This window comes from Gemmatimonadaceae bacterium, assembly GCA_036496605.1.
GTDB lineage: Bacteria > Gemmatimonadota > Gemmatimonadetes > Gemmatimonadales > Gemmatimonadaceae > AG2.
Window position 1 is genome coordinate 60595 of sequence record DASXKV010000048.1, and the last position, 26224, is coordinate 86818.

Annotated in this window: 22 protein-coding genes; 15 read left to right on the forward strand and 7 right to left on the reverse strand. The window is 62.7% G+C overall.

Translation table 11 applies throughout. The features are described from left to right. The first annotated feature begins 59 nt into the window (after positions 1-59). From VGH98_18265 to VGH98_18275, 3 genes are all read left to right on the forward strand, one after another. Positions 60-497, forward strand: a complete 438-nt coding sequence (locus tag VGH98_18265; protein ID HEY2377924.1) for a hypothetical protein — start codon at positions 60-62, stop codon at positions 495-497. An 82-nt stretch (positions 498-579) separates the two neighbouring features. Then, positions 580-1050 carry an NIPSNAP family protein gene (locus tag VGH98_18270; protein HEY2377925.1) on the forward strand — a complete coding sequence of 157 codons (471 nt, stop codon included), beginning with the start codon at positions 580-582 and terminating at the stop codon, positions 1048-1050. A gap of 37 nt (positions 1051-1087) precedes the next feature. Continuing rightward, positions 1088-1921 (forward strand): methyltransferase domain-containing protein, encoded by an 834-nt coding sequence (locus VGH98_18275; GenBank protein ID HEY2377926.1) that lies wholly within the window; start codon positions 1088-1090, stop codon positions 1919-1921. 64 nt (positions 1922-1985) lie between these two features. Here the strand turns inward: VGH98_18275 and VGH98_18280 are convergent, their stop codons facing one another. Continuing rightward, positions 1986-2162 carry a hypothetical protein gene (locus VGH98_18280; GenBank protein HEY2377927.1) on the reverse strand — a complete coding sequence of 59 codons (177 nt, stop codon included), beginning with the start codon at positions 2160-2162 and terminating at the stop codon, positions 1986-1988. Between the two features lie 122 nt (positions 2163-2284). Between VGH98_18280 and VGH98_18285 the strand changes: the two genes are divergently transcribed. After that, positions 2285-3373, forward strand: a complete 1089-nt coding sequence (locus VGH98_18285; protein HEY2377928.1) for a tartrate dehydrogenase — start codon at positions 2285-2287, stop codon at positions 3371-3373. 307 nt (positions 3374-3680) lie between these two features. On the opposite strand, the gene VGH98_18290 is transcribed toward VGH98_18285, so the two are convergent. Together VGH98_18290 and VGH98_18295 are read right to left on the reverse strand one after the other, a co-directional pair. Then, positions 3681-6740, reverse strand: a complete 3060-nt coding sequence (locus tag VGH98_18290) for a patatin-like phospholipase family protein (GenBank protein HEY2377929.1) — start codon at positions 6738-6740, stop codon at positions 3681-3683. Positions 6741-6785: 45 nt separating this feature from the next. Then, on the reverse strand, positions 6786-7718 hold the full coding sequence (locus VGH98_18295; GenBank protein HEY2377930.1) for a hypothetical protein: 933 nt from the start codon (positions 7716-7718) through the stop codon (positions 6786-6788). Positions 7719-7884: 166 nt separating this feature from the next. On the opposite strand from VGH98_18295, the gene VGH98_18300 reads away from it, so the two are divergent. The 5 genes from VGH98_18300 to VGH98_18320 all read left to right on the forward strand — a co-directional run bounded on the left by VGH98_18300 (position 7885) and on the right by VGH98_18320 (position 16950). Beyond that, positions 7885-8412: an ECF-type sigma factor gene (locus VGH98_18300; protein HEY2377931.1), complete on the forward strand. Its 528-nt coding sequence runs from the start codon at positions 7885-7887 to the stop codon at positions 8410-8412. A gap of 6 nt (positions 8413-8418) precedes the next feature. Next, a complete protein-coding gene (locus VGH98_18305; protein ID HEY2377932.1) occupies positions 8419-11865 on the forward strand; it encodes a serine/threonine-protein kinase in 3447 nt (1148 codons plus the stop codon). Between the two features lie 123 nt (positions 11866-11988). Next, on the forward strand, positions 11989-13353 hold the full coding sequence (locus VGH98_18310; GenBank protein HEY2377933.1) for a hypothetical protein: 1365 nt from the start codon (positions 11989-11991) through the stop codon (positions 13351-13353). A 91-nt stretch (positions 13354-13444) separates the two neighbouring features. Next, positions 13445-13804: a hypothetical protein gene (locus VGH98_18315; GenBank protein ID HEY2377934.1), complete on the forward strand. Its 360-nt coding sequence runs from the start codon at positions 13445-13447 to the stop codon at positions 13802-13804. Between the two features lie 122 nt (positions 13805-13926). Continuing rightward, positions 13927-16950: a patatin-like phospholipase family protein gene (locus VGH98_18320; GenBank protein ID HEY2377935.1), complete on the forward strand. Its 3024-nt coding sequence runs from the start codon at positions 13927-13929 to the stop codon at positions 16948-16950. A gap of 902 nt (positions 16951-17852) precedes the next feature. On the opposite strand, the gene VGH98_18325 is transcribed toward VGH98_18320, so the two are convergent. From VGH98_18325 to VGH98_18335, 3 genes are all read right to left on the reverse strand, one after another. Then, positions 17853-18947 (reverse strand): hypothetical protein, encoded by a 1095-nt coding sequence (locus VGH98_18325; protein HEY2377936.1) that lies wholly within the window; start codon positions 18945-18947, stop codon positions 17853-17855. Between the two features lie 51 nt (positions 18948-18998). Continuing rightward, positions 18999-19319, reverse strand: a complete 321-nt coding sequence (locus VGH98_18330) for a hypothetical protein (protein HEY2377937.1) — start codon at positions 19317-19319, stop codon at positions 18999-19001. A gap of 73 nt (positions 19320-19392) precedes the next feature. Then, positions 19393-19647 carry a hypothetical protein gene (locus VGH98_18335; protein HEY2377938.1) on the reverse strand — a complete coding sequence of 85 codons (255 nt, stop codon included), beginning with the start codon at positions 19645-19647 and terminating at the stop codon, positions 19393-19395. 176 nt (positions 19648-19823) lie between these two features. On the opposite strand from VGH98_18335, the gene VGH98_18340 reads away from it, so the two are divergent. The 6 genes from VGH98_18340 to VGH98_18365 all read left to right on the forward strand — a co-directional run bounded on the left by VGH98_18340 (position 19824) and on the right by VGH98_18365 (position 24924). Next, on the forward strand, positions 19824-20075 hold the full coding sequence (locus VGH98_18340) for a hypothetical protein (protein HEY2377939.1): 252 nt from the start codon (positions 19824-19826) through the stop codon (positions 20073-20075). A gap of 14 nt (positions 20076-20089) precedes the next feature. After that, complete coding sequence (locus VGH98_18345; protein HEY2377940.1) at positions 20090-21568, forward strand: DUF692 family protein; 1479 nt, start codon at positions 20090-20092, stop codon at positions 21566-21568. A 32-nt stretch (positions 21569-21600) separates the two neighbouring features. Beyond that, positions 21601-22467: a hypothetical protein gene (locus tag VGH98_18350; GenBank protein ID HEY2377941.1), complete on the forward strand. Its 867-nt coding sequence runs from the start codon at positions 21601-21603 to the stop codon at positions 22465-22467. Positions 22468-23068: 601 nt separating this feature from the next. Further along, on the forward strand, positions 23069-23653 hold the full coding sequence (locus VGH98_18355) for a hypothetical protein (GenBank protein HEY2377942.1): 585 nt from the start codon (positions 23069-23071) through the stop codon (positions 23651-23653). A 228-nt stretch (positions 23654-23881) separates the two neighbouring features. Next, positions 23882-24232, forward strand: a complete 351-nt coding sequence (locus VGH98_18360; GenBank protein ID HEY2377943.1) for a hypothetical protein — start codon at positions 23882-23884, stop codon at positions 24230-24232. Between the two features lie 35 nt (positions 24233-24267). Further along, the gene (locus VGH98_18365) at positions 24268-24924 is read left to right on the forward strand and encodes a hypothetical protein (protein HEY2377944.1); all 657 of its coding nucleotides are present in this window, start codon (positions 24268-24270) and stop codon (positions 24922-24924) included. Positions 24925-25053: 129 nt separating this feature from the next. Here the strand turns inward: VGH98_18365 and VGH98_18370 are convergent, their stop codons facing one another. Then, entirely contained in the window at positions 25054-26220 is a 1167-nt protein-coding gene (locus VGH98_18370; GenBank protein ID HEY2377945.1) for a Fic family protein, read from the reverse strand. Positions 26221-26224: the final 4 nt, after the last annotated feature.

The following is a 26224-nucleotide window of genomic DNA, read 5'->3' on the forward strand; positions in this document are numbered from 1 at the left end:
TCGTCGCGAGGCCAGCTGGTCGTTCCGGAGACATCACGTCCCCTTCTCTCGGTGGGGCCATGACCATTCAGAGGTGGCTGGGCGTGCTTGTCTCCGTGTCGGTTGCGGTAAACGCCGTTGCCTCGTTTTGGCTGGAGAAGAAGCGTAAGGCGCGGATGCCAGGTACCAAGCCCTACACGTGGGGCATCTACGTGGGCCTAACGAGCATGTTCTGGGGGACTCTTCTGTGCGTTGGTACGGTCGTTATGGCTCTGGCAGCGCAAAGCCGCTACATGGTCAGCATAATCGTCTTCGCGATGTTCGTTGGGTGGGTGCACGCCTGGTCTGGCTACTATACGATCCAGCGCCGACGCACCGCATTCGTCGTCGCGACTCTCATATCGCTGAATTTCGTGTGGTGGATTGCCAACACGATTTATGGGTGGAAGCGCTGGAGTGAGTTGACACCCCGGAGCACGCCATCACCTCGCGACGAACATCCGCAAGCAGTGAGCTGAGTGATGCAGGCGGCTCGGGCCTGACCTCGCCGCCGCCAAATCACACACGAGGCGCTTTGACCCGCCGAATCACGGAGACGCGATGAACACACGGCTGATATACCTGACCATCGCCATGATCGGCTCGACCGCCGCTCTCGCATCCCACGAGATTCCGGCGCGACAGCGCGCGTTGCCGGCGCGGCCCGCGACACCGCCATGCGGTCCCGGGCTAGACATCAAGAACGCCGCGAGAGATTCGCGCTGCTTCGAGCTCCGCACGTACACGGTGGCCCAAGGCGGCTCGGCCGACGTGCTGCACGCCCGGTTTCGTGAACGCACGATCGCACTGTTCCGAAAGCACGGAATGACCGTGATCGGATTCTGGCAGCCCGTCGCCAGGCTCGATCAACTCGTGTACATGCTCGCCTATCGTGATGCGGCTGCCAGAGATTCGGCTTGGGCGGCGTTCAACGCGGATCCGGAGTGGGTGAAAGCTCACACCGAGATGCAGGTAAGCGTTGACGTCGACAACACCTTCATGGTGGCCACCAACTACAGCCCGCTGAAGTGAGAGGGCCAGCTTACGAGACGCGTTAGGCCGACAGTATATGTCAACGACACTTGCACCTGAGCAACGCGCCGACGCGTGGAGCGCCGTTGCCGAGGCGTACGATCGGTTCTCGCAGCAGGTCACGCTGCCATTCGCCGAGGACGCGGCTCGGCTCGTCCGCATCGGTCCGGGGTCGCGCGTGCTCGACGTGGCTGCTGGCACCGGCAATTTCGCCTTCGCCGCGGCGCGCCGAGGCGCGCGCGTGCTTGCCACCGACTTCGCGCAGGGCATGATCGACCGTCTTCGAGAAAGGGCGCGCGAGGAGCACCTAACGGTGGAGTCGACCGTGATGGATGGGCAGGCGCTCGAGCTCCCCGACCGTTCATTCGACGTGGCCGCGTCAATATTTGGATTGCTGTTCTTTCCCGATCACGACAAGGGAATCCGCGAGCTCCTGAGAGTCGTGGTGCCGGGCGGCCGCGCGCTGATCGCGACGTGGGCGCCGCCGCCTCGCGGCGAGATGTCGCGCATCATGAGCCTGGCGATGGCGGCGGCGATGCCCGATGCGCCCGCGCCCGGCTCACCGCCAGCGCCGCCGCCGTGGGCGAGACTTGGCGACGCCGAGGCGTTGCGCGCGAGACCCGTTGATAATGGTTTCGCAAATGCTTACGTGGTCGACCTGCGGCACGTCTGGGTCTTCGACAAGCTCGAGGAGTTTACGAGGACGATGCCGCAGGCAGCACCGCAGGCCGTCGCACTGTTCGAGTCGATGACGTCGGCGCAGCGCACAGCATTCGTGAGTGCAATCGAAGAAGATTTCCGCGCGCGGCAAGGCGACGGGCCATACGCGCTCACCCACGAGGCGATGGTCGCCGTTGGGATTGCACCATAACGAGACGACAGCGAGTTCTAAGGCGGTGCGCGTCACCGATGACCTAACGAGCCTCGCCCCGCTATCAGTGCGTCGTCGCCGCGTGGCAGCGACGAATGCGCATGATGTCGCCGTGGTCAGAGCGAACCATCTCGGTCGACTCGATCGTCGCCGGGTCGATTCCACTCAAGACATTCGCAACGCCACTACCGCCGGGTGACGCGGCGGTGAATTGTCTGGCGTATGTGGACAGAGCGACCATGATCGTGGCTATCGACGAGGGGGCACGGCGCGTTTAGAGTGGTGCCTCAATCTCCGCGCCGTGGCACCGACGTGCAGCGTCGAGGACACTACCCTTGTGACGCGATACGGGTGGCCGAGCAGATGAAGCGCCACATACTGGCCGTGATCCCGGGCGATGGCATCGGCCCTGAGATCGTCCCGGAGGCGATCGGGACTCTCCGCACCGTCGCCGAGCGGTGTGGAGGTTTCCAGATCGACGTTCGACAGTTCGACTGGGGCACTCAGCACTATCTGACCACCGGCGCGATGATGCCCGCGGACGGCCTCGATCAGATCCTCGCCGCGAAGGCCGATGCCATCCTTCTCGGACCGGTGGGCGATCCGCGCGTACCCGATCATGTGACCCTCTGGGGGCTGCTCTTGCCCCTTCGTCAGAGATTCCAGCAGTACATCAATCTCCGGCCGGCCCGTCTCCTGGCCGGTGTACTCAGCCCCCTCGTCGGGGCCGAGGGCCGCATCGACATCGTCTGCGTGCGGGAGAACACTGAGGGTGAGTACGCGGGTGCTGGCGGGCGTGTCCATCGGGGCACTGCGGAGGAAGTCGCGATCCAATCCTCCGTCTACACAAGGACGGGGACGGAGCGCGTCATCCGCTTCGCCTTCGAGTACGCCCGTGCGCATGGCCGCGCGAAGGTCACGAGTGCAACGAAGTCGAACGCCATGCAGCACGGTATGGTGTTCTGGGACGACGTGTTCGCCGAGGTGGCCGCGAAATTCCCCGATATCACGTCCGAACGACAACTGGTTGATTCGCTCGCCGCCCGCATTGTGGCCAAGCCGCATACGCTCGACGTGGTCGTCGCGTCGAATCTCTTCGGCGATATCCTAACCGACATTTGTGCCGCCGTCACCGGGAGCATGGGCCTAGCTCCCAGTGCCAATCTCAATCCGGAGCGACAGTACCCGAGCTTGTTCCAGGGCGTGCATGGCTCCGCGCCGGACATCGCTGGCCAGGGCATCGCCAACCCGATCGCCATCCTCTGGTCCACGGCACTGATGCTCGAACATCTCGGCGAGGAGGAGAGTGCAGGGGCACTGATGCGGGCGATCGAGCGAGTGCTTGCCGAGGGACGGATCCGCACACCGGACCTCGGCGGGACGTCGACAACGCGCGAGATGGGAGAGGCGATTCGCCGCGCGGTCAGCGGCCGCCGAGCTGAGCGCTATTGACAATTCCTTCGGGCCGAGACAAGATGTGCCGCCCGATACCGTATATCGGATTCTGTATACGATATACGATCCGTCCCGTGGCGGCGAGGTCCGGGAGCGGGCACCGCAGCAGGTCAGGTAAGGATGAGGTGACCGATGCGCAGCTACCGCCTGCGCATCGTTGTTTGCATCCGCTAAACGCCTTCGTCACGTTTGGCGGCTTGTCACAGGTGCGTTCAGTTGCGAGCTCCCGACGCTCGTGCATGCCTAACGGCTTGTGGATCACCGCAGCAGCTGACTTTGAGGCGGTTGTCGCCGCGCGCGGCGGCTATGCCGGCCGTCCCCCCGCGGGGATTGCGTCCGTCCGGACAGGCGCTCTGGGTTTGAAGAGTGCCTCTACGTCCAGTTTCGGATCCTGACATATGATGTCACCGATGTACTCGCCGAGTGCGCGGTAGCTCTCGAACTGCGACTCGCCGAAGAACTGATCGGCTGTCGATTCGTGCGGGAAGCTCGGGCTCTCGATTGCGTAATTGTATACGTCGCGCGGCTCCTTGCCGTAGAAGCTTGGCTTCACGTACAGCAGCACGCCATCGTACTCCCGCTTTGCTTCGTCATCGCTCAGTCCCGCACGCCTATCCACGGCCGAGTAGCGAATGCGTGCCGTTGCCCAGTACGCGCCATCGGCAACGACCTTGCCATCGATTGAGCGCTTCTGAATCTTGAAGTCGTTGTAGTCGAACTCGATGGGGATCTGCATGTCGGCGCGAATCGCGCGAATCGCGTGGCCGAGATCGGCGAGATTGCACTCTTTGTCGGCGCTGGCGTCGCTCACGATGATGAACCGACACCGACGGAGAACCATTTCGTACAATCCGAGATTATCGAAGTGGCCACCGTCGGAAAGGTACACGTACTTGTGATTCGCATCGGTGAGACCGAATAGCTCACTCCACAGCGTAAGCAGGCTCACACGTGGAGCGTGCCGGTAGTACACACCGTTGCCCGCTGCTCGCGGATTCCCGAGCCACCAGCCAAGACGCGCGTTGAACAGGGTCATGAGGAACGTCACGGTTGCCGACGAGTGATAGCCCATGTTCGGGCTAGCCGCGGCACCCGAGATCGCCATCGCCGTACCTAACGACACGCCGCATTCGCCACCATAGTATCGGGGCGAGTAACGGCGCTTTCTCCATTGCCACAAACCTGCGCCGGCCGGCCCGGCCAGCGCGACCTCGAGCTCGCGCTGTTCCTTGCTCGGACTGGTGCGGCGGTAGCCGAGGCGACAGTTGCCGGCATGAAGCGGTGAGATCGTAAATGACTCGGCCTTGCGATCCTGCCAAGCCAGCTCCGCTCCGTGCACGAGATTGAGGGCAACGTTCACGATGTGCAGAGGGCGGTGTTCCGAGGACCGAGCCAGGGCCGAGTCGTCGCAATCGGCTCTTCCGGACGTGTCCTCGTCTCGCTTCGGGCGGAGATCTCGCATGAGCATGTTGTCACGCATGTCGAATCCGGTGAACGGATTCACATCACGCTCGCTCTCCTTTCGTGAAGCGCCGAGGTAGGCTCGGATGAGACGAATGCGATAGAGGCCGTGCAATGAGAACTTGTTCATGTCGATGAAGAAGCCAGCGATCAGTGAGACGAAGAGGAGCTTGACCGCTAGCTCAACGATGAGAAGTGGGGAAACCGCGAGCGTCTCGCGAAACGAGCAACTCGAGGCAGCGCAGCCGACCGCACGAATCAACCAGAGACCTGCTTCCGCGAGGACGATTGGCAGCAGAAGGCAGAATCCCGTCGTCGCCAGGGCGAGCGCGAGACTCGGCGACAGCGACTTCAATGTCTTCGCGACGCCAGCGCCCGCACTTCCCGAGGTCGACCCCGTTTTCGAGGCGAAGCCCAACCACGATGCGACCGCGCCAAGCGCATACGTGCCGAGCGACGACCAGCGAAGCCATGTACCGGTTACGCCATCGATGTACGACGGTACGAGGACCGTAAGAGTGCTCGCGACTATCCAGGCGGAAGAGACGATGAGCACCCACGCGTTGAATCGGGCACCCCACTCGCGCTCAGCGTCTGCCGAGCGGCGCGGAAGAATGCTCACCGCACCAAGGTGAAGGTCGCCGAAAAAGAGCAGCATCGCGGCAAAGGCGGGAAGCGCGAACACCGTGTACGGCTCGATGTTCTCGGAAGTGCTCGACCATGGGTCCGAGGTCCACGCTGCCCACCCGAGGGCAAACCCACACGCCGCACCCGTGAGCAGGACGACGAAAAATTCGAGAATGGCCGCTATTCGCGCCGAGCGCCTGAAGACTCGGCCTGAGGACGCCCAGCCCGCGACGTGAACGAACATGCCCAGATACATCATCGGCAGCTCGAACGACCAGTGCATGGATGGGTCGCTCGGCTGCGCACTGAATCGCGGCAGCGGGATCCAGCGAGGAATGGCCGCGAACGATTGGAGAAGGGACGCGGCGTCGAGGTGCGCGATCCAGAGCCAGGATGTCGTTAGGCAAATACCGGCGCAGACGAACGGCGCAAGACCAAGCAGGAGGAAATTCCGCTGATTCGATTTCGTAGAAGACGTTGCCTTTGCGGCATCGTCTCCCTCGGGGTTTCGAGGCCGGTGGCCATGAACGTATCGTACCGCCTGCACAGCGAGTGCTACGCCGACCAGGACGATCGTCATCAACCCCCAATGCGGTGCACTGCTCGCATTGCGTTCGATCCACAGCGTCGTCGAGACCGCAATGAGAGGAATCGTCGCCATCGCGGCAAGTGCCGGAAGCAGCACGAGCCAGGTGAGTAAGAGATTGCGAATGTAGGCGGCGGCGAGGGTCCAGGTGTCCGCCGAGAACAGGCCGACGCGCGGGCTCAGATATCGACTGAAGGAGCGCAGGTGGTGAATCGGCTCGGGCTCGTTGTCGATCGGGTGCAGCGGACCCTTTGCACCGGTGTCACGGCCGAAGGCGAGGCACTCACACGCCTCCTTGAATCCTCCGCGAGCGATCCAGCTGCTGAGCCACGAGCCGATGTAGCCGCCGCCCGATACCGTGGACAGGTAATGAAATCGCTGCAGGAATCTGCGCTTCGCGAGTGCCTGCAGCATCCCCAGATTGAATGTGGCACTTCGAATGCCTCCACCCGAAAGACACACTGCCGCGTGCCGCCGGCCGTGGATCTGCTCGATGATGTTTCCCAGATCGTCGCTGGCCGGCGGATTCTCGCCCGCAATGGCGGCGTACTCTTCGCGAAGGACATCACCGAGCGTGAGAGGCTTCTCGGTTTCCCTCGCGCTCTCCACCAGCTTGTTCAGCTCTTTCTTATCTGTGGGGCGCGATGTCGAGGGCGAATACTCCGGGGCGTTTCCGACGGATTGCGTCATGGGTTCGCTCCTAGGCTGCACGCGTCCGAGTTTCGACGACGCGCGTCAGTAGATGATATTGGCATTTGCATCGACGTGAGGACAGAGGCCAGCCGCCATCATGAGGGGTCGCGAATGCGTCAACCGGCTGCGAAGCATGGTTAGCGTCTGCTGATCGCTCGCGGGACGGTTGCCGCTGGGCATGAATGCGTACCAGGGAGTCGCGTCGCGAAGCGCCACGCCAGTTATCGTCGGCTCGGCGCGCCCGCCCGTGCACAAGCTGAGGTCGAACGCCAGCACCATTTCGCCGTCGACCCAGTGCTCTCTCGGCCGCACAAGGGCGACGGTGGCGCTTATCGTGCTATCATTGCGCCGCCGCAGGTGGATCGCGTCGGGCATTCCCGGTTTCCACGCTACCTGGAGATCGTGCATCGCCTTCGCGACACAGGTTTGGAGACGCTGCACCAACTCCGGTCGCGCAATCGCCCCGCCCGTCGATGCGATCCACTCGGAAAGGGACCACGTATACGCCTGCCATGCAGCGTTCGTCCGCAGTTCCGCGCGCGTGCTGCGCAGCTCGTTTCGCGTCGTAGCGTTCAGCCAGACTCCATCGGGAAACGTTCGCACGAAGATGGGCTTCTGGTTTACGATGAGCCGCAGCTCACGGAGGCAGAGAGCGTCGTTTCCGGACTTTGAAACGCGCAGGTCGGCGACATCGGCCAGCGTGTGAACGCTCTCGAGCGAGAGGTCGTACGTGTATCGGTTGCCGCGCCCGAAGTTGCGGCCCGGGCCATCGAGCCAGGTCAACTCGCCTTCGATGTCGTTCGCCAACGTCGCTGCGACCGGGTCGGTCGTGCCGGCATCTGGTGCATCACAAACGCTCAATTCAATCTGGGCACGAAGAACGACCATCGATTCGTCGGGCGCGCCGCGACCATATGACACCCATATGGTGGCGATGGTTAGCGTGGCAAGACGCAACACGCGACCGTGCGACATGGGTTCCTCGGTGTGGGTTTGACGCCCGCGCAGGTTGCGCGGTGCCCTAACTGGGCCGCATGTTTGACCGCCCTTGCTCGGCGATGCTTTCCCTACCCGCCGACCCCCTGTTCGGGAGTGATCCTCTTGAGGATTACGGAAACGGGTGCCGAATCACGACAGCGCGATGACTAGCGAATCGCGCGAGAGCCTGGGGCAGCTAGTGCCCGCGGTCTATGACGAGCTGCGCCTGATCGCGCACCGTCACTTGCGCGGTCGGGTAAGAGCCTTTGAAACGACCCTGGCCACGACGGGCCTCGTCAACGAAGCCTATCTGCGCCTTGTTGATCGAGCGGACCGGCACTCGTACGTGCGATCGCATCTTCTCGCGCTTGCCTCGGTCGTGATGCGACAAATTCTCATCGATAAGGCACGGGCGCGGCTGGCTCACAAGCGAGGCGGCGGACGCGTGCGCGTCACGCTCGATGAAGAGGAGCATCCGCACAATCGATCGCCGAATGAGCTACTCGAGATCAACGACGCGCTAGCCGAGCTCGAAGACATCGACGCCCGGCTCGCACGCGTCGTGGAATTGCGCTACTTCGCCGGCTACTCCGAAGAGGAGATCGCCGAAGCGCACGGCGTGAATGTTCGGACGGTGCAGCGCGATTGGCAGAAGGCGCGTGCATTCCTTCGGCGCGCCTTAGCCTCCTGACCGACGATGACCGACGACTTCCGGGGCCCCGCCGATCCGGCGCCAATAGACAGGAAGGAATGGCTCCGCCTCGAGCCGCTCGTCGACCATGCACTCGAGCTGCCGGCGGCAGAGCGCGCGAGTTACATCGCGGAGACTCGCGCACGCGACCCGGTGCTGGCGGCGGCGCTGGAGCGGTTCATCGCCGATTGCGAGGTCCCAGATCCGCGCGTCGACGTCCCGGCGCCCGAATTGTTCGCGTACCTGCTCGACCACCAGCTCCCATCGGCGCTGCCTCCGAACACGGTGCTTGCCGACCGGTATTTGATTCACCACGAGATCGGTCGCGGCGGCATGGCCATCGTCTATTTGGCCAACGACGTGAAGCTCAACAATGCGCAGGTGGCGGTCAAGCTGATGCGTCGCGGTAACCTAACGACGAACGCAAAACGATTCGACGAAGAGATCCGCCTCACGAGCAAGTTGCATCATCCGAACATCGTCCTGGCGTACGACAAGGGCGAATTCGACGACAGCGCCTTCTTCGTGATGCCCTACGTCGAGGGGGAGACGCTTCGCGCGCGGCTCGAGCGGGAGCCGTCCGGTCGGCTGCCAATTCCCGAAGCCCTCCGCATCGGAATCGAGGTCGCCCGCGCGCTCGATTACGCTCACCGAAAGAAGGTCATTCACCGCGACGTCAAACCGTCGAATCTGTTGCTGACCAGTGGCGTGGCGATGCTCGCGGACTTCGGCATCGCGCGCGCCCTCGCCAGTGCAGGGGAAGGGGAAGGGGGTGATCCACTCACGGATGCGGGGGTTCGGCTAGGCACGCCCGCGTACATGAGCCCCGAGCAGAGCGACGCCGGCGAGGAGGTCGACAATCAGACCGACATCTATAGTCTGGGCTGCGTGCTCTATGAGATGATCGCGGGCGAGAAGCCAACCGCCGCGGCGACGCGGGTACGCGAAGGGCATCGAGGCGTCGATTCCGTCCGCCCACTTCGCAACATGCGCGGCGATGTCTCGCCGAGGCTGGAGGCATCTGTCGCGGCGGCGATCGGCATCGTGAAGGCCGATCGGACGCGAACAGCCGCCGACCTGGCGCGCGTGCTCGAGCTGTGCGCTCGCGAGTACGGAGTCTCGATCACGCCGTGGCGGCGGCTGTACTGGCGCGCTCCTCGGCGAGTGACCAGCGCGCTGATCGTCTCGGCCGCCGCGATCGTCATTGGCGGGTCGTGGGTCGTTAGGCGTGCGATCTCCGCTCCGAGCGTTGGCCAAGCTGCCGCCGAGGTGACGCTCGCCGGCGGCGCGATGGACACGTCGCGCGTCGTCGTTCTGCCCTTCGCCCACCGCGGTATCGTGACGGCACCGATCGGCGAGGACGACCGGCTTCGCGACGCGCTCAAGCGTTGGGAGGGCGTGGACGCCGTCGACCGACTGGAGACACGCGACGAGCTCGCCCATCACGATACGGCGCACCTGACGGCAACCGTTGCCCGCGATATCGGCCGCGCGCTACGCGCCGCTCGCTACATCCGTGGCGAGATCACGCGCGCGGGCGACAGCTCGATCGTTCGTCTCGGTTTGTACGATACGCGCACCGGCGTCGCCCTCGCCAACGCGACGAGTGGGGCCGGACGTGCGCGTGGCGATTCCGTCTTCGGTGCGTTGGCCGTGCAACTGCTCTTTCCAGGGATTGCCGAATCGACGGTCGCCGAGCTGCGTTCGGCGACGCGTTCGCGGCCCGCGCTCCAGGCATACGCACGGAGCCAGGCGGCGATCGCGAGTTGGGATCTCGCTCGGGCGGACACGGCCCTAACGAGTGCCATCAATTACGATCAGCGTTTCGCGCTTGCCTATCTCTGGCTGGCCCAGGTCCGGTCGTGGCGCGAGATGAGTCCCGCGACGTGGCAGTTTGCCGCTCGCCGCGCGTCGGCGGCCCGCGTCACGCTTGGGCCGCGCGATCGTCGTGTCGCTGACGCGCTCACCGCGATGGCGGCGCTCGATTCGCTGAAAGCGTGCAACGTTTGGCGCGGCCTAACGACGACCCGCGTTGGAGCGAGCGACTTCGCGGCCTGGTACGGCGTCGCGCGCTGCGAGTACTTCGATCGCACCGTCGTGCGAGACCCGCGAAGCCCGAGCGGATGGGGCTTTCGGTCGAGCTATCATCACGCCACCGACGCCTATCGTCGCGCCTTCCAGATACTCCCGGCGATCCATCGCGAATTCCGCTCGAGCTGGTATTCGAGTCTCAAGCGCACCCTGCGCACGCAGCGCACGCAACTCCGTTTGGGCGTGGCACAGCGCCCCGACACCGGACAATTCCTGGCTTATCCAGCGTGGTCCGAGGCCGGCGACACGCTGGCATTTGTGCCCTACCCGATGCGCGCCTTCGAGGAGGGACGCGTCGAGGTCGTACCGGCGACTTCCGGTCAAGCCGCCGAGCATCAGCGGCAGGTCTTTCTGGACATCGCGACGACTTGGCGAGCGGCATTCCGGCCGAGCGCCGACGCGCTGTTGGCGGTCGCGGTGGCCCTGGACGAGGCAGGGGACAGCACCGCGGTGGACTCGGTACGCGCCGCGCGCCGCCTGGCCGATGAAGCCGGCGACGCCCCGGCTCGCTTGCGCACCGGTGCGGAAGAAGTCTGGATGCTCGTGAAGCGGTCGGTACCTCACGACCCGCACCGGCTCGCGGCGGCGCGTCTCCTCGCCGACACCCTCATTCGTGACGCGGGCGATCGCGTCACAGACTCGACGCAGGCTCTGGCGCTGGCGAGCCTCGCGGCGCTCACCGGACGCGTGCACCGGGCCGCGTGGTATGCACGGGGCGCAGAGGATCTAGTGCGAGCTCCAGCGGAGCTTCAGGCCACCGTGCGCGCCCTTCAGGCGTATGCGGCGTTAGGCGCTCCGCCGGACAGTATAAGCGCGCTCGCCAGTGCGCTGTGGACGGCGCCGGCGAAGACGGCGACCATCAGCGATCGGGCGCGCTGGATGCGTCGCGCCGCAACGATCGCTTTCCCAGTCTATCACGACTCGGCAGTGCGTGAGCTCGCGCGGAGCGGTGATTTTCTCGCGGTGGTAGAGAGCGCGTGGCTCGATCGCGACACGGTAATGATCCGCCAGCGGCTTTCCACGTTGCGCACGGCGAGGACGGTGACGGCGCCGGAAGAGTTGAAGCTGGAGACGTTATATCCCGAAGCCTGGCTGCTGGCGTCGATGGGTGACGCGCCAACGGCGCTGGGGTGGATCACGCCCACGCTCGACGCCCAGGCCCGCTCCAGTATCGAGAATCTGCACAGCGTCGTGGCGGTCGGTGCGCTCGTGCGAGCGATGGCGTTGCGCGCCCAGCTCGCGAGCCGCGCGGGTCGTACTGCGGAAGCAGCAACCTGGGCGCGCGCGGTGATCGCGCTGTGGAGCGACTCGGACCGCGAGCTCCAAGGCGTCGTGCGAGAAATGAAACGGCTGGCGAAGTAAAGCCTGTCGGGTTTCGCCGGCGGCTCGCGTGATAGCTCCAAGGGGGCAGAGACCCCGTCAGTCGCAACCCGCGAAATTGACCCTCGCTTGGGAGGAACCATGGGACATCGAGGTAGGAAGTGGTTGACCATCGATCGTGCCATCATCGCGACGATGTTGGTGTTGGTCGGCGCCTGGGCGTGCCACCGATCGAACTTACCGGTCCTGACGACCGAGGCCTTCGTGGACCTCCCCGAGTGTCCGAGAGGCGGCAACTGGGCCCCGCGGTTCAATCAAAAGAAGTACGAGATAGCTGGCTTCGTCGCCGGGCAGTTGAGTCTCGCCCGACGACGCACCAACGTGCCCGAGTTCAACGACTGCCAGCAATTCATCAAGGTCGATGGGAATGGCACGTCATCGTACTTACCGCTGTTTGCAATCTTCTCACGCGACGATTTGGCGCTGTTTGCCTCGCGTCTCGATGAGGTTCCGACTCTCATCACAGCAGCTGATTCGTCGGTCGCTCTCGCGGCGGGACGGCCGCTTCCCGTCGGCGAGATCTACGCGCTCAACCAGGGCTATGCGACGCTCGGAATCGAACCAGAGTTCAATTGCCTGTTCTTGTACGCAAAGTACGGAACCCCGAGTGGTCTCGAGGCGAAGGTCGTCCCCGTCGGCGTCGACGAGAAGAAGTGCTCAGCAGCGGGGACGGATACGCTCAAGGGAAAAGCGCTCGAAGTGCATCGCCAATTCTTCGGAAAGAGCGGGGGGAATGTTCCTGACGTCGCACGTTGGGATTGGGATTCCAAAAAGAACGAACAACACATGGGCATCGGTTGCGGCAAGGCGTGGTGCGACATTGGCGCCTCAGCGTTCACGCCATCGTCGGCCCATGCCGCAACGATCATTTCCCCCGACGACCGCGTACGCGCTGTGAAGGGCTGGTATGACGAACAGACGCTCGCATTCCCTCTCATTCCACCGAGCGTGGGTCCGCCCCATGTTGGCACGGTCGTCGGTACACTCGTACCGGCGCCGGACCTTGGCGACGAGAGTGGTGATCCGCAATTGACCCACTTCGCGAGCAGCTGGAAACCGGTCGCGACGGTCGCCATTCCGTTGACCACCACATATATGAATAAGCTAAACCTGCAAGAGAGCAGCTTTCCGCGAATGACCGACAGCGTCTTTCTCTGTTGGGGTAATCAGCGGAAGGACTGTATCGCTGACTCGGTCACCTACAAGCCACAGTGTACTCCCGGCGACACGCTGCAGGGGAAATGGTGGTCGAAAATTGTCTCCCGGTCTGGTTCCGTCGCGTTGTCGGGCGCCGGTGCGACGGCCGCCCCGCCCAGCATTCGTTATTACTGTGTCTCGCGACGGGGTCACGAGGATATGCTGAACTTTCATATCCCGGGCGTCGTTAGGTGGCGGTGGGACATCAAGGACGAAACGATGTGGGTCCGCTGCCTCGAAGGGTGCTGCGAGGTCGAGGCGGGCCACTCCTGAGGAGACGGGGCGTGTCGGCCTTTTCCCCGTCCGTCCGTGTTAACGAGTGAGCACCGCGCACGCGGTGCCACTCTTTTACCCGGAGCTTTATATGATCCTCATCCAGAGCGAGTTCGGAATCGTGATTCAGGACGGCAAGCTTTATCCGATTCCGTCTCACATCCCCGATCCGCCGCTCGAGAAGTTCCGCGCCGTTAGCCAACTGCTGCGCGTGTCGCAGAGTGAGGGCAGACCGATCAGCGCCGAGGAACGCTCCCTCGCCGATCGATACGCTGCCGAAGGTATCGAAGCCGTGGCCGGCGCCGGCGTGATCGCCGACGGTCACGCTCAGGTGCGCGTCACCGACAGAAGTGTCGCCTTCTTCGACGAGGATGGCGGGTTCTTCTGCGGCAGCACAGGCCGGCCGATTCCATTTCCGCCGCGGCGCACGACCGAGCTCGCCGAGCTGTAAGTGCAGCGGCTTTGACCCAGGGCGCCTCGTGCGACGCAGCATGAGGCGTTCTGGCATTGAGGTGGTGACTCTGTCGGGTTTTGGCGCCAGCGCACGTGATAAGAGCAAACGGGTCAGGAGTCATGATGAGAATGTTTGAATACTGCGCTCGCGCCGTCCGCGCGTGGCCGGCGGCCGTGTTGATCACGATGCTCTCGACGCAACTCGGCGCACAGACCTCGCGGCTGCCGTCGGCGGACGCAACCTGCGCCCCCACCGAACCACAGAATGTCGTCCTCACCGTGCAGGGGGGCGGAAGCCTCGGTGTCTACGAAGGCGGCATGACGTGGGCCTTCCTCGAGATCTTCAAGCGACGCACCGCACTCCAGGAGGGCGAGGGCGCCCTGCTCGGGAGCGAGCATCCGGGTGAGACCTTGTTACGCTGTCTACCCTGGTTCAGACTTGCCGCGACAACTGGCTCGTCGGCTGGAAGCATCAACGCATTTCTTGCCGCGAGCGACTGGTGCGACCGGCGGCTCACGACGCGTCCGGATTCCTCGTCATTCTGGCTCGCCTGGGTGAACACCGGTGTCGAGCAGTTGCTGCCGCGCAGCGACACTGGGCGGCGCGAGAAGGGCGTTTTCGCACGCGAGCACTTTCGACGCAACATTTTCCCCGCGCTCGTCAACGACTACTGGAAGGACGCGAAGTGGAAGCCGTCGTGCAACGTGGCATTCGGTGCCGCGATCACTCGGCTCCGCGCCGACTCGTTCCCCATCGGCGCCATTTACGCGCGCACCCAACGATACGCAGCGACGTTCGACGTCAGCGGCGATGCGATGGACGGTCAGCCGCCACACCTCCGCGCGCGCAAAGAGGATGTCGGCAAGCCCGACATGGGCAGCGTCATCGCGCTGCAAGGGGGAGACAGCGTCATCGCCATCGAAAGCGCCTTCGATGTCCTGGAAGCGTCGAGCGGCTATCCGCTGATCTTCGCGACGAAGCCGTTGAGCGTTTGCAAAATGTCGCACAGCTGTCAACCGTGCGCGAACAGCGCAACGGCGGTGCAGGACTGCGCGGATCAGACAGAATTCCTCGATGGTGGTGTTTTCGACAATTCACCTCTTGCACTCGCGTTCGCGCTCGGCAAAAACCCGAATGGCCCACCGATCGCCGTCTATCTGGCTCCCGAGAACAGGCGACATCAGGGGTTCGGTCCGGTCGCCACAACACTGACGCCGCGGACGCGCCAGCGCGCTGGCAAAGGTGATCCGTTGGTGTCCGACGGACTGAACGAGCTGATCGTCCTTGCACCGGAACTTGTCTCGACAGCGCGTGCCTACGAGCTGCAAATCACCAGCCGGATGCTGCCGGGCAGCCAACGAGAGCTCATGCTCGAGCGCGCAAAGAAGGCGCTGGCCGAGCAGCTCGCGGAGTTGAGCAATCGCAAAGCCGAAGAGACAAGGCGTGCCGACAGCCTGGAGCGAGACAATGCGTCGCTCGAAAGCGATGCCCGTACAGCTCGCACCGCGATCGCGCTGTTCTCGATGCGCATCGATTCTCTGAAACGCGAGCTCGAGTACGCGCGCGGTGTCGCATCCGTGGACTCGGCGATTCCGGCGGCGCTTGTCGCCGCGCCTGGCTCGGACAGCATTGTCCGCAGCCAAAGATTCCGAGAGCTCATGTCGAGCGTGCGCCTCGCGAGCGCGAGCGGTGACGTCGACCAACGTGGCGTGAAAGCCTTCGCGGTCGGTCCAGTGTTGACTGGTGAAGCGACCCCCCAGTCGATGCGCCCGGTGAGCGCATCGGCTAACGGCGCGGCGTCGGACACATCGATGCTGCCGATCATACGCGAGACCGGACGCTTTCATCCGATCGCGGGCGAATGGCTCGCCGGATTCGGCGCGTTTCTCGGTCGCCCGCTTCGAGAGTACGACTTCTATGTCGGCGTGTACGACGCATTCATAGTAGTGGCGCGAAATACGCGATGCCCCGCAGCAGCGCCGGCGGATCTGCAGGAATGCGTGCGAACCTCCATGCGCGATCTGCTTCGCGCCCGTGTCGTGTCGATTGGCCCAGTCGCCGAGCGACTGATGAATGGCCTTTACGCGAGTGAATTCGGCGGCGAAGTCTGGTCCGAGGGCGAGCTGTCCCCGCTAACGCACACGGACTCGACACACTCCCTCATTCTCGACGGAATCCGTCGCGCGATGCTGGCACCTGGGCACGAGCAGTGCGAAGACCGGAATCTCCTCAGCGCACAGATGTGCCGCGATCGAATGACGGCGGCGTTCGAAGCGTTGCGAGCGAATAGCTCGGTGATGTCGTTGCTTCGCCGCGAAGCGGACGCCGCGGCTTGTGACCCAAAGGCGGAGTTGAGCGTATCGATGCACTGTGCCGTCGAGCGCCGCTTCCTCGAGATGGTCGAGGATCCGGAAGGCAGCTTCGACGTTCTCGGGCGCCAAGTTCTGGCCCGCCTGGTGGAAACCACACCGCGCGGTGGCGTGGGCGCGAAAGCCACCGACGTCATGTCCCTCTTCTATTACTCCACGAATGATCGCGATCGCCGCGGCACCGACATGGGCTCGATCTCGCTGCCTTCCTATCTGCCATGGTCCTGGAGGCCGGTGTGGCTGCTGCCGAGCTCCATCACCTACACTCGTAAGGCAGGGTCAGTCGATCTCGGCTGGGAAGTGCGCCAGCATCTGCGGACGCTGCCCTTCGCGATCGCCGCTCCCCTCCGACTCGACTTCAGTCACGTCGGCGAGTACGGTGGGCAGGGCAATCCGACGCGCGTCATCGCCGGCGGTCGACTCGATCTCAAGAACTGCTTTCCCGGCTGCTTCCCCGATTGGCTCCCGTTGCGAGACATGCTTCCATCGGCGCTCGTGAGTCGAATCGGCTACGAGTGGGATTTTTGGTGGCGTTATACAAGTACTCATCCCTGGACACCAAGCGGCGAGTGGCCGTACACCGGACTGAGTCATGGTGTGGACGTCCTTCTGCTTGGCGGAAAGATCGAGATCTCGGTGATGACGGTGCCGCATTGGCTGCGAGGTCAAGGGCTCGTCAGCTCGAAGATTGCCGGGACGCCGGTCTTCGTGCGCCTCGGCGCAGCCGATGTCAACGGGATGCTGTACTGGTTGTCGAGGATGATGCTGATGTAAGGGCTACCGCCGCGCTTCGGAAGTTTCTGCTTCCCTCTGGCCTCGGCCTTCGAATCGCAGCGTCAAATGAATGGCGCACCGTGCCATGCACCTTGGTCAGGCGGCGATGTCTGCAGGGCATCATCGTCGTCCGGAATCAGCTATTGGCCTCTGGCCCCGCGTCGCACGAACTGACGTCAGGTGCTCACGAAACCTCGTCAGCGTGTCCGTCATGTCGATTGCGTCGCCGCGAGCATAGCCGATCATCAGTGCCGCAAACGAGTTCTGTAACGGATCCGTCGCTCCAGCGAGTTGTGCTTCGAGCGCCGCTTTGGGGGCGAAACGTTACGTATGCGTCTGGATCGCGAAGGCCGTATTCCAATCACAGAGGCGCTGTCGATCAGGCATCGAGATCGCGACGGCACTCGAGTACGCCGATCAGCTTCATGTGATTCACCGTGATGTCAAACCTTCGAATGTCTTGCTAACCGAGCCGAGCGTGATGCTCGGCGACTTTGGTGTTGCACGCCACGAGGAGAGTGAGCGATTTACCGATGCCGGTGTGAGCGTCGGCACGCCGGCATATATGAGTCCCGAGCAAATCACGCGACATCGTCGACTCTCAGACGGATGTCTACAGCCTCGGATCCGTTCTCTATGAGATGATTGCTGGAACGTCGCCATACGCGGCGGACGTGCGTCTGCGTGCTTTGCTTCGCGGGCGCGATCCGGTGGTGCAACTGCGAGGACTTAGAGAGGACGTATCTTCGGAGATCGAGCACTGCATCCTCGGCGCCATCGCGGTCGACAAACGACTTCGTACACGAAGCTGTCACGATCTCGCTGAGGCGCTCAGCGCGTGTGCTATCCACGTGCAGGGCCGCCAGTCACCTCGATGACTCAGCACAGTCGAGGCGCGCTAACTACTCTTGCGGAATTTTCGGACGGAACGGCAGATCGTGACCCAATAGCCGCGGATCGGGCTCCGCCCAGGGATTGCCGCCCGCGGGTTCCAAAGACAACTCCATTCCGCCCCAGCCTCGCTTGCGCCACTCATTCAATCTCGAGCGCGCGTCGTAAGCGCTGACTTGCGAGTAATTGAATTGTTCTTGTCCTGAAATTCCGCTCTGTGTGTAGAAGCCGGCGCTGGGAAAGAGACTGTGCCGCACGAGCTCACCCTTCGTACTGCCATCCGTGGATACGGTAAGTGCGACCTCGGTCCAGATCGGCGGAAAGACGCGCCAATTCTCCGCCGCCTTCACACCCAACTCGGCGCCCAATCGCTCAACCTGAACTCCGACGGGACCGCCCCAACCGGGGTGAATTCCGAGAATACTGTCCGTCGTCTTGACTGCTTCTCTCGCTCCCAGCGTCTGCGGGCTCACCGTCTTGCACCCAACCACCTGCGTGAACCGGATCGATCTGCCGTCGATGGCGATTGCTGTTTGCCGAATCGGATATGGCCTTGGGAGTATGCCGCGAAAGGAGTGGCCGTAGTAGAGACCACTCTCGGCAGTGAAGCCATATGAGGCAATCTGTTGATTCGAGTTCGTTTCGACGTACACCTCCAGAAAATTGACGAATCGGTAGCCGCTCCGCGCCAGAAACTGCTGACGAGTGCGCGATGGTCCGGCATTCGAATACTGATCGACCTCTGGTAGATCTTCCGGATCATAAAGACGTTGATCGATGAAGCTGATCGTTGCGATGCTTCGCACAATCCGCTTGCTCGTGGGGCCGAGAGGCACGTAGATCACGCCTGGCGAAGCATCGGAGCTGAACATCCAGTTCTTGCCATCACGAGTGGCCTTTCGGCAGCCGACGTTGGACCTGAGGTACCAATTCACCTCTTCGGGCACATGCGTGTTGAAGTTGAAGTCGATGAGCGCAGTCGTTTCGATGTGAAACAGACGGGCGACCGAGTGCCAATCGTCGCCGTCTTTCACTCGATAAGCGCGCGCATTCTGTGGAGAAAAGTTAGGCGGCAGTGGCTTGATTGGGCGTCGCTCAATCGGCATGGCTCTCTCACCTCGAGTAGGCAGCAACTGCGTCATTCAACCCGATCTCGGTCACACTTCAGCGGGGGAAGGACCAGGACTCCGCGGTCGTGTCGGCAGCGCATACGCACCAACCGTCGGTTGGCCGAGAGGCGCCATTTCCGGCACCAAGCGTTGGCCGTCGTTGTTCCGAGGAGCACTGACAGGGGTGACTTGGCCCCTGGCCCAGAGAATCTTGAGCAGGTTGCCTAACGCGACGACAACCGCCATGACGAGCGCCAGCTCCTTCGAGTCCAAATTCAGCCCGGCGAAATGAAAGCCGACCGCACACGAAACGGCCGCTTCGACCAGGGCGACTGAGCTGTTGACGACGGCGACTGGTTCCTGTGTCATCGTGATGATCCTCATCGTTATTAACGAGAGCGCAGAGCGCTCCTGCGCGGAGCGCTCTGCAGCCGAAGTGCGCCTAGCCGACGCGCACTGCGAGGCCCGGCATCGGGTCCGAGGCGAGCTTCCCAGCAAGGCGGCCCACCTCCTCTCGCGCAGTTCTGTCGGAGAGCCGGGTTGCCAACGCGGCGACGGCGACCGCAGCGAAGTGGGCGTCGAGTCGATTGAGAAGACCCTTATCGATTGGGCCAGGGTCCGGCCCCGGGCCGTGCGGATGATGCAGCAGCCACCAAAGCAGATTCGGCCACCACGGTGGGCAAATGTCAGGTTCCATATAACCTCCCGCTGACGTTGGCGTTTGACTGTGTCGCTCAATACAGAACACGGCAACGACAGGCGAAACGCGACACGCATCAGACGTGAGATAAGCACTCGTTAATGCATGTCGTGTTCAGCGCTCGGTTTCCGTGTTCACTCTAGAGCAGCCAAAACCAACATCTGGAGGACATCATGTCACGCGGACCCTTGGCAATCGACACCGTACCGCTTCCCGAACGTCCCATTCGAATCTCGATTCCAGCCAGCGTTGCATTCGACATCGATCGCTTTCACAAAGCCGTTGTGAACATTGGCGAGCGACTCGGTTGCAAGGGCTGCGTCTCCGGAGCCGACTGCCTGTTCACGTTCCAACGCGACTATGTGATCAATCCGCAGACGCTCGCCGCCCAAGCGGTCCAGGGTGGCGTGATCATCGACGGTTGACGGAACGAACAGTCATGATCAACGAGCTCCCTGCGTTAGGCGTCGGTCTCACGTATTGTGACGGTCTGCATACGTTCGTTCTCGAGCACCAGGACCTCATCGATATCGTCGAGGTCGAGCCGCAGACGCTGTGGTTCGCGGACCGCTACGCAGACGACGCATATCACCTGGACGAAAACACGGCGAGTCAAATCGACGCGTTGCCGATGCCGAAGCTTGTTCACGGCGTGGGGTTTCCCGTGGGGGGCTCGCGGCCACCGCGGCGCGGCCAGCTCGGTCCACTGAACTGCCTGCTGTCGAGGTGGCACGCGCCCTGGATGAGTGAGCATCTGAGCTTCAATCGCGCGAACCTGAGTGGATGCGAGTTCAACACCGGCTTTCTCCTGCCGCCTCTTCAAACCGAGGAGGGAATCGAAGCGGCCGTGCGGTCGATTCGATCTTTCGCGTCGGAGGTCGGCGTTCCGCTTGCCGTGGAGACGGGAGTCAGCTACTTCGCTCCCCTCCCCGGCGAGATGCCGGACGGCGAGTTCGTCGCCGAGGTGACGCGGCGGGCGAACTGTGGGATTCTCCTCGACCTACACAATCTCTACGCGAACGAGCACAATGGTCGCCAGCCCATCACGTCATTCCTCGACCAGATTCCACTCGAGCGCGTTTGGGAAGTCCACGTAGCGGGCGGACAGGAGCATCGCGGCTACTGGCTCGACGCGCATTCGGGCGCGATGTCTAACGATCTCTTCTGCCTGGCGCGGGAGATCATCGGCAGTCTGCCTAACGTACGCGCGATCATCTTCGAGCTGTTTTCGTCGTATGTCCACCAGGTCGGCGGCGGGGTGGTGCTCGCGGAGCTGGAGCGCCTGCACGAGATCTGGGAGGCGCATGGGCGCGAGCAGCCGCGGCGGCTCGCGGCCGCGGCGCGAGACCCGCGCGCTGCACTGGCCATCGGTCTCTCGCCCGAGCCGCGCGAATGGGAGGATACACTGGGCGCGCTCGTCGCTGGACAGGACGCGCACGGGCCACTCGCGGACCATCTGCAACAGGATCCCGGTCTCGCGATCACTCGAGAGCTCGTTGGTGATTTCCGTGCATCCATGCTTGCGAGCACGGTCAAGCTGACGATCCGACTGTTGCTCCTCACCCTTGGTGAAACGAGTCTCTCGGATCTGCTCAATCGATTCTGGCGATTGTCGCCGCCCCAGCTCTTTGCGTCCACTGAGGCCGAGGTGTTCGGCCAATTCGTGAGGCGGCAGCAGCTCGAGATTCCTTACCTTGACGATGTTTTGTCGTTCGAGCTCGCGACCGTCGCGGCTCTTATCGACAAGAAACCGCAGATCGTTCCATTCGAGCATGATCCGGTCGTCGTCTTGCGAGCGCTCGGTGAGGGACGCCTACCGGATTCGCCGTCGGAAGGAAGGTTCGAGATCGAGCTATCGGTCGGCGATCTTCCGGAGTCGGCGCGGATCCCGCTCAGCGCGCATCCAGTACTGCACTAGTCCAGAGCCACTAATCCGGTCGGAGGTGCTCGATGAGTCTCTGGGGATCGATCAAGCACGCGGTGTCGAAGGCCGCGAGCGTGGTCGTCGATACAGTCTCGGACAACCTGGAAGCGGCTGCAGGCGCGGTCGCCGCACCGATCCAGGACGTTGGGCACGAGATCGAGCACGTTGCCAAAGGAGTCATCAAAACGATTCAGGGCGACAGAAAGGGAGCAGCCGAGGAATTCGACAAGGCAAAAGATGCTGCGCGCGAGATCGGGGGCGATATTCTTGGCGCCGTACCGAAGGTCGCATTGATCGTCGGTGTCAATTACGTCAGCGCGGTTCAGCGAATCATCGGAGTCGAGGGCGAGAGCCGACGACTCACCGACAAGGAGCATAAATCGCTCGAGCCGATCTTTCGAGATTCAGTGGACTATGATGCCGTTGAGATTACCGAGGGCAATCTCGGGCTTCTCGGATCGACGAACTCTGTGTTCACTCTCTGCCACAAGATCCGAGTTGCTTCTGGGAGCGGCTTCGTGCCACTCGAGCAGCACCGTCACGTGCTGGTTCACGAGATGGTACACGTGTGGCAGTTCGAGGCCGGCGGGCCGGACTATGTTGCAGAGTCACTCGCCGCGCAGGCGACAGGCGACGACGGATATTGGTTGGACGACAAGGGCACTCCTGTGGCCGCGCCCAAGGGATACGCGTTCGACGTGGCCGTGGCGGGCGGCGAGCATTGGAGCGACTTCAACCCGGAGCAGCAGGCCACGTTCATCGAGGTAGCATTCCAGCTCGGTGTCGATTTCGCCAATCCTGACAGCACGCCGATGATCTTTCGCGGCGTCGACTATACGGCCGAGCTCAAGCTCGCCCTAGCCGCGATCCGTGCGCGTGAAGGTACACCATAGGCGTTGACATGACTGGGATTCTCGCGGCGTGGCGCCGGCCGTTAGGCGTGTGTCCGATCGCCGCAAAAGTAGACATAGACGAACCGTTTTAGGATGGTTCCCGCCGTCGAGTCACCCAGACGCGCGGACGTGCTGTGGATCAGCAGCTCGCCGGCGTCCACCATCACATTCAGTCGCATGATCTCCCCCGCCCGATTTTACAATCCGGAGCCCAGCGCATGGTCGCGGTGACGCACCGGTCGCGTGGGCCGGCCACGTATTCCTCGCCGCCGACGGAACCCGAATCGAGGCGCGAACCAACCGTTCGTGGGCGCTGTGGCCGGCGGCAGCCTTTCTCCTGTTCGCTGCAATCGTAATTGCGTTTGGGGCCCTCGCAGGAGACGATGCAGCTCCGTCCCCGGCGAAGACCCTCGCATTGCCGGCACTCATTATGGTCGGAATCGCCTGGTACCGGTCTTCTCATCTATCTGAGCGCGATCAACGATGCGCGGCCCTTCTCCGAGACGTACTTCTTGAAAGGCTTCCAAACAGTACCCTGCTCGATGCGTCCGAAGTCGTCTATGCGAGGCAATTCCCCCATTGATACACGGCCATGCTTGCCATGATGAGACATTACTTTCTTCGCCGGATTGCTCTTTCTCTCTTCAGACCTGCGTGCATTCTCGGCGTGGTGACGACATCGTCAGTGAAGCCGGTCGGTGCACAAGTGAATCACCCGCGCGCTCGGAGCGATCAGGACTCGGCGGTTCTGGTCAAGTACCTTCGCGCTCGGAAAGAGAAGCTTCGGCGAGTGGCCGCCCACAACGATTTGTTGTGGGCGGTGGTTTCCGGTCGTGATCGCGAGCAGCTCGTTCTTCATTACTTGAAGATTGCTTCGGGCAAAGTGATCCCGCTTCACGCACCGGATTCCATCGGGACGTTCAAACCTAACGAGATTCGTTGGGTATCTCTGGGAGATCTGACTGCTCCGTTTGGCTTGCTCGTTAGGGAAGAGTACCCATCGGCGGGCGTCATCGGCAGCAGCTTTCTGCGGCTGGATCGGGACTCCTTGGCCACCGTGTTCAAAGACAATGAACAGGCATGCCGAGCGGCAGAGATCGAGCGTCTTCAACCGAGCGGCAGTCCCGTTTTGATCGTTTATGAGGGGGACTTGTCGGGGGCATTTGCGATTCGAATTGCCACATGAGAATCGAGGAACTCTTTCATGCAACGCTCGCGTGGCCCCACGTCCTTGCTTGGCAGGGGAACGCCTGGGCCGACGCCGAGCGCTCCGCGGGGAGTTTTTATGTGACGGTGGCCCAGAGGTACCAGCATGTGGCGGACTGGATGGATTCAAAGGCGGGCAAAGAAGCATGCCCTGAGAGCTGGGCGTCATCGGCTCATATCAGAGAGTGGTCGGCACGCGCAGACAGCCTTGCCACCAGCACATGATGTCGACGTGCGAGCGTTCAACGATTCATTCATGTACTTCCTAGTGCTCGAGGTACACCCCAAGCCGGATCACGACGAGTATGGTATCGTCGACGGTGCGTTTGCCTCGTGCTTTGCAGACGCTGCTTCGGCGTCGGATGCCGAAGACTTGGCCCGTGAGTTCCTCGCCGACGTTGGGTGGGATACAGAGCAGATCGACGAAGCACCGCGGTGGATCGACCGCGCGGAACTGGACGGCAACGCTGAGAGTCTCGAACGATATGATCAAGCCGGCACCGACAAGATCGTCGTCACGCTGCACAAATGGCCTGTCGGCGCGTCTGATGACGAGTAGACCGGCCTCCCGTACGCTGCCGAACTGTCGACGGAATGAATAGCGAGCGCACAACGACTGTGCAGACTCGGCATCCCCCGCTGTTGACCATTGTCGCGGCGTGGATACTCCTCGGCATCCTGATCGCATTCTTTCAGCGGCCGATCTGGGACGCGATTTGGGTGCTCGCGCTCGGCGTGTGGCCGCTCTACGCGCTAGCTGGCGTGGCACTGCTCGTCGTCGCCGCACTGCGCGCACGGGCCGGCGCTCGAGACGCGCGGGCGGCGATCGCTCTCATTCTCCTCGCTGGCATCGGTCTCTGGTTCGGCGAGGCGCGCATCGCGTGGATTGGCGACGAGTGGGTTTTCAAACTGCACTTCGCGCGCATGCGCGCGGAGTACGAGCGCATCGTCGCCGAGGTGCAGCGGCAACCGGCTGGTGACACTACGAGTGAGGGAGCGCTGCACGGCGTCCGCTATCAGATCGATCGCGGTCCACCGATGCGAGTCGCGTTTCTGCAGCCCGGCGGTATGCTCGACAATTGGGAGGGCGTCGTCTACGATCCGACCGGAGCCGTTGCGTCGGCGACGGGTTGGCAACAGGGCGTCGCCGGACGCTTCAGCGCACCGCCCAACGTTCGCGTGCTCTTCGGCGGCGACTTGGTGGGGTGCGAGCGGATCGAGAACGCATTCTATCGTTGCTGGTTCACCTAACGCGGATCGAGCGCGGAGTCTCATAGAGACGCATGATCCCGTAGCGGGGAGTCAGAGAGGCTTATTTACACTTCGTTACCAGCGGACAACCTTATTTAACGATACTGCCAGAACGTTAAATAAGGCAGTTCACAGCGGCTCCGTGCCTTCGCTCAAGATCTTCACGTAGCCGTCATAGCTGAACACGCGATTGCGGCGGCGCCCTGTGATTTCGCGAACAATGCCAATACTCTCGAGGGCCGTGAGTACTCGCGTGATGGCCGGCATCGATAGTTTGGTGCGCTTGGCGATCTGGGACGTGTTGACAACCGGCCGTTCCTGCATCGCATGATGAATCCGCATCGCGGAACCGGCGGCCCGGCCAAGTGAGGCGATTCGGTCGCGATCCGCTTCGGCGAGTTTCACGAGACGGCGTACGGTCGCAACGGCGCCCGAGGCGCTTTCGCGAACGCCATCGGCAAAGAAGCCTAGCCACTCCTCCCATTCACCGGTCGACCGAACACGGTCGTGCAGCGCATAGTATTCGTCACGGTGCCGCTTGAGGTAGAGGCTCAGGTACAAAAGCGGTTCGCGCAGCATTCCCTCGGCGCAAAGCAGGAGCGTCACCAGCAGACGGCCGACGCGGCCATTCCCGTCGAGAAAAGGATGAATGGTCTCGAACTGCACATGGGCGAGAGCAGCCTTGACCAGCGTCGGCGTGCGCTCTGGCTCGTCGTGCAGAAAAGTCTCGAGCGCGCCCATGCAGTGAGCGACCTCCTGTGGCGGCGCAGGAACGAATACGGCGTCACCGGGACGGGACCCGCCGATCCAATTCTGTGAGCGACGAAACTCACCTGGCTGCTTGTCGGATCCGCGACCACGCGACAACAACTTGGCGTGGATCTCTCGCATCAAGCGGCTCGACAACGGGAAGTCGCCGCGTATCCGTCGCAGCCCGTGCTGCATTGCCGAGACGTAATTGGAAACTTCCGTGACATCATCAATCGGGACGCCGGGAATCCCATCGGCCTCGAAGAGCAGCAGATCAGAAAGAGACGATTGCGTACCCTCGATTTGCGACGAGAGCACCGCCTCCTTTCGCACGTACATATAGAGAAAGAGCTGCGTATCCGGCAGCAACGTCGTTACGCTATCCAGTCGGCCCAGGTCAAGCAGCGCCGCATCGAGGCGATCCCGCAACTGCGGGTCGATTGTGAGAGGTGGCTTGGGAGGAAGCGGCTTCGGCACAAATGCGCGAACGCGCTCCCCGCCGACTGTCGAGGTCGTGACGTAGTGCCCTGTCGAGCCGCGCTTCACTCTA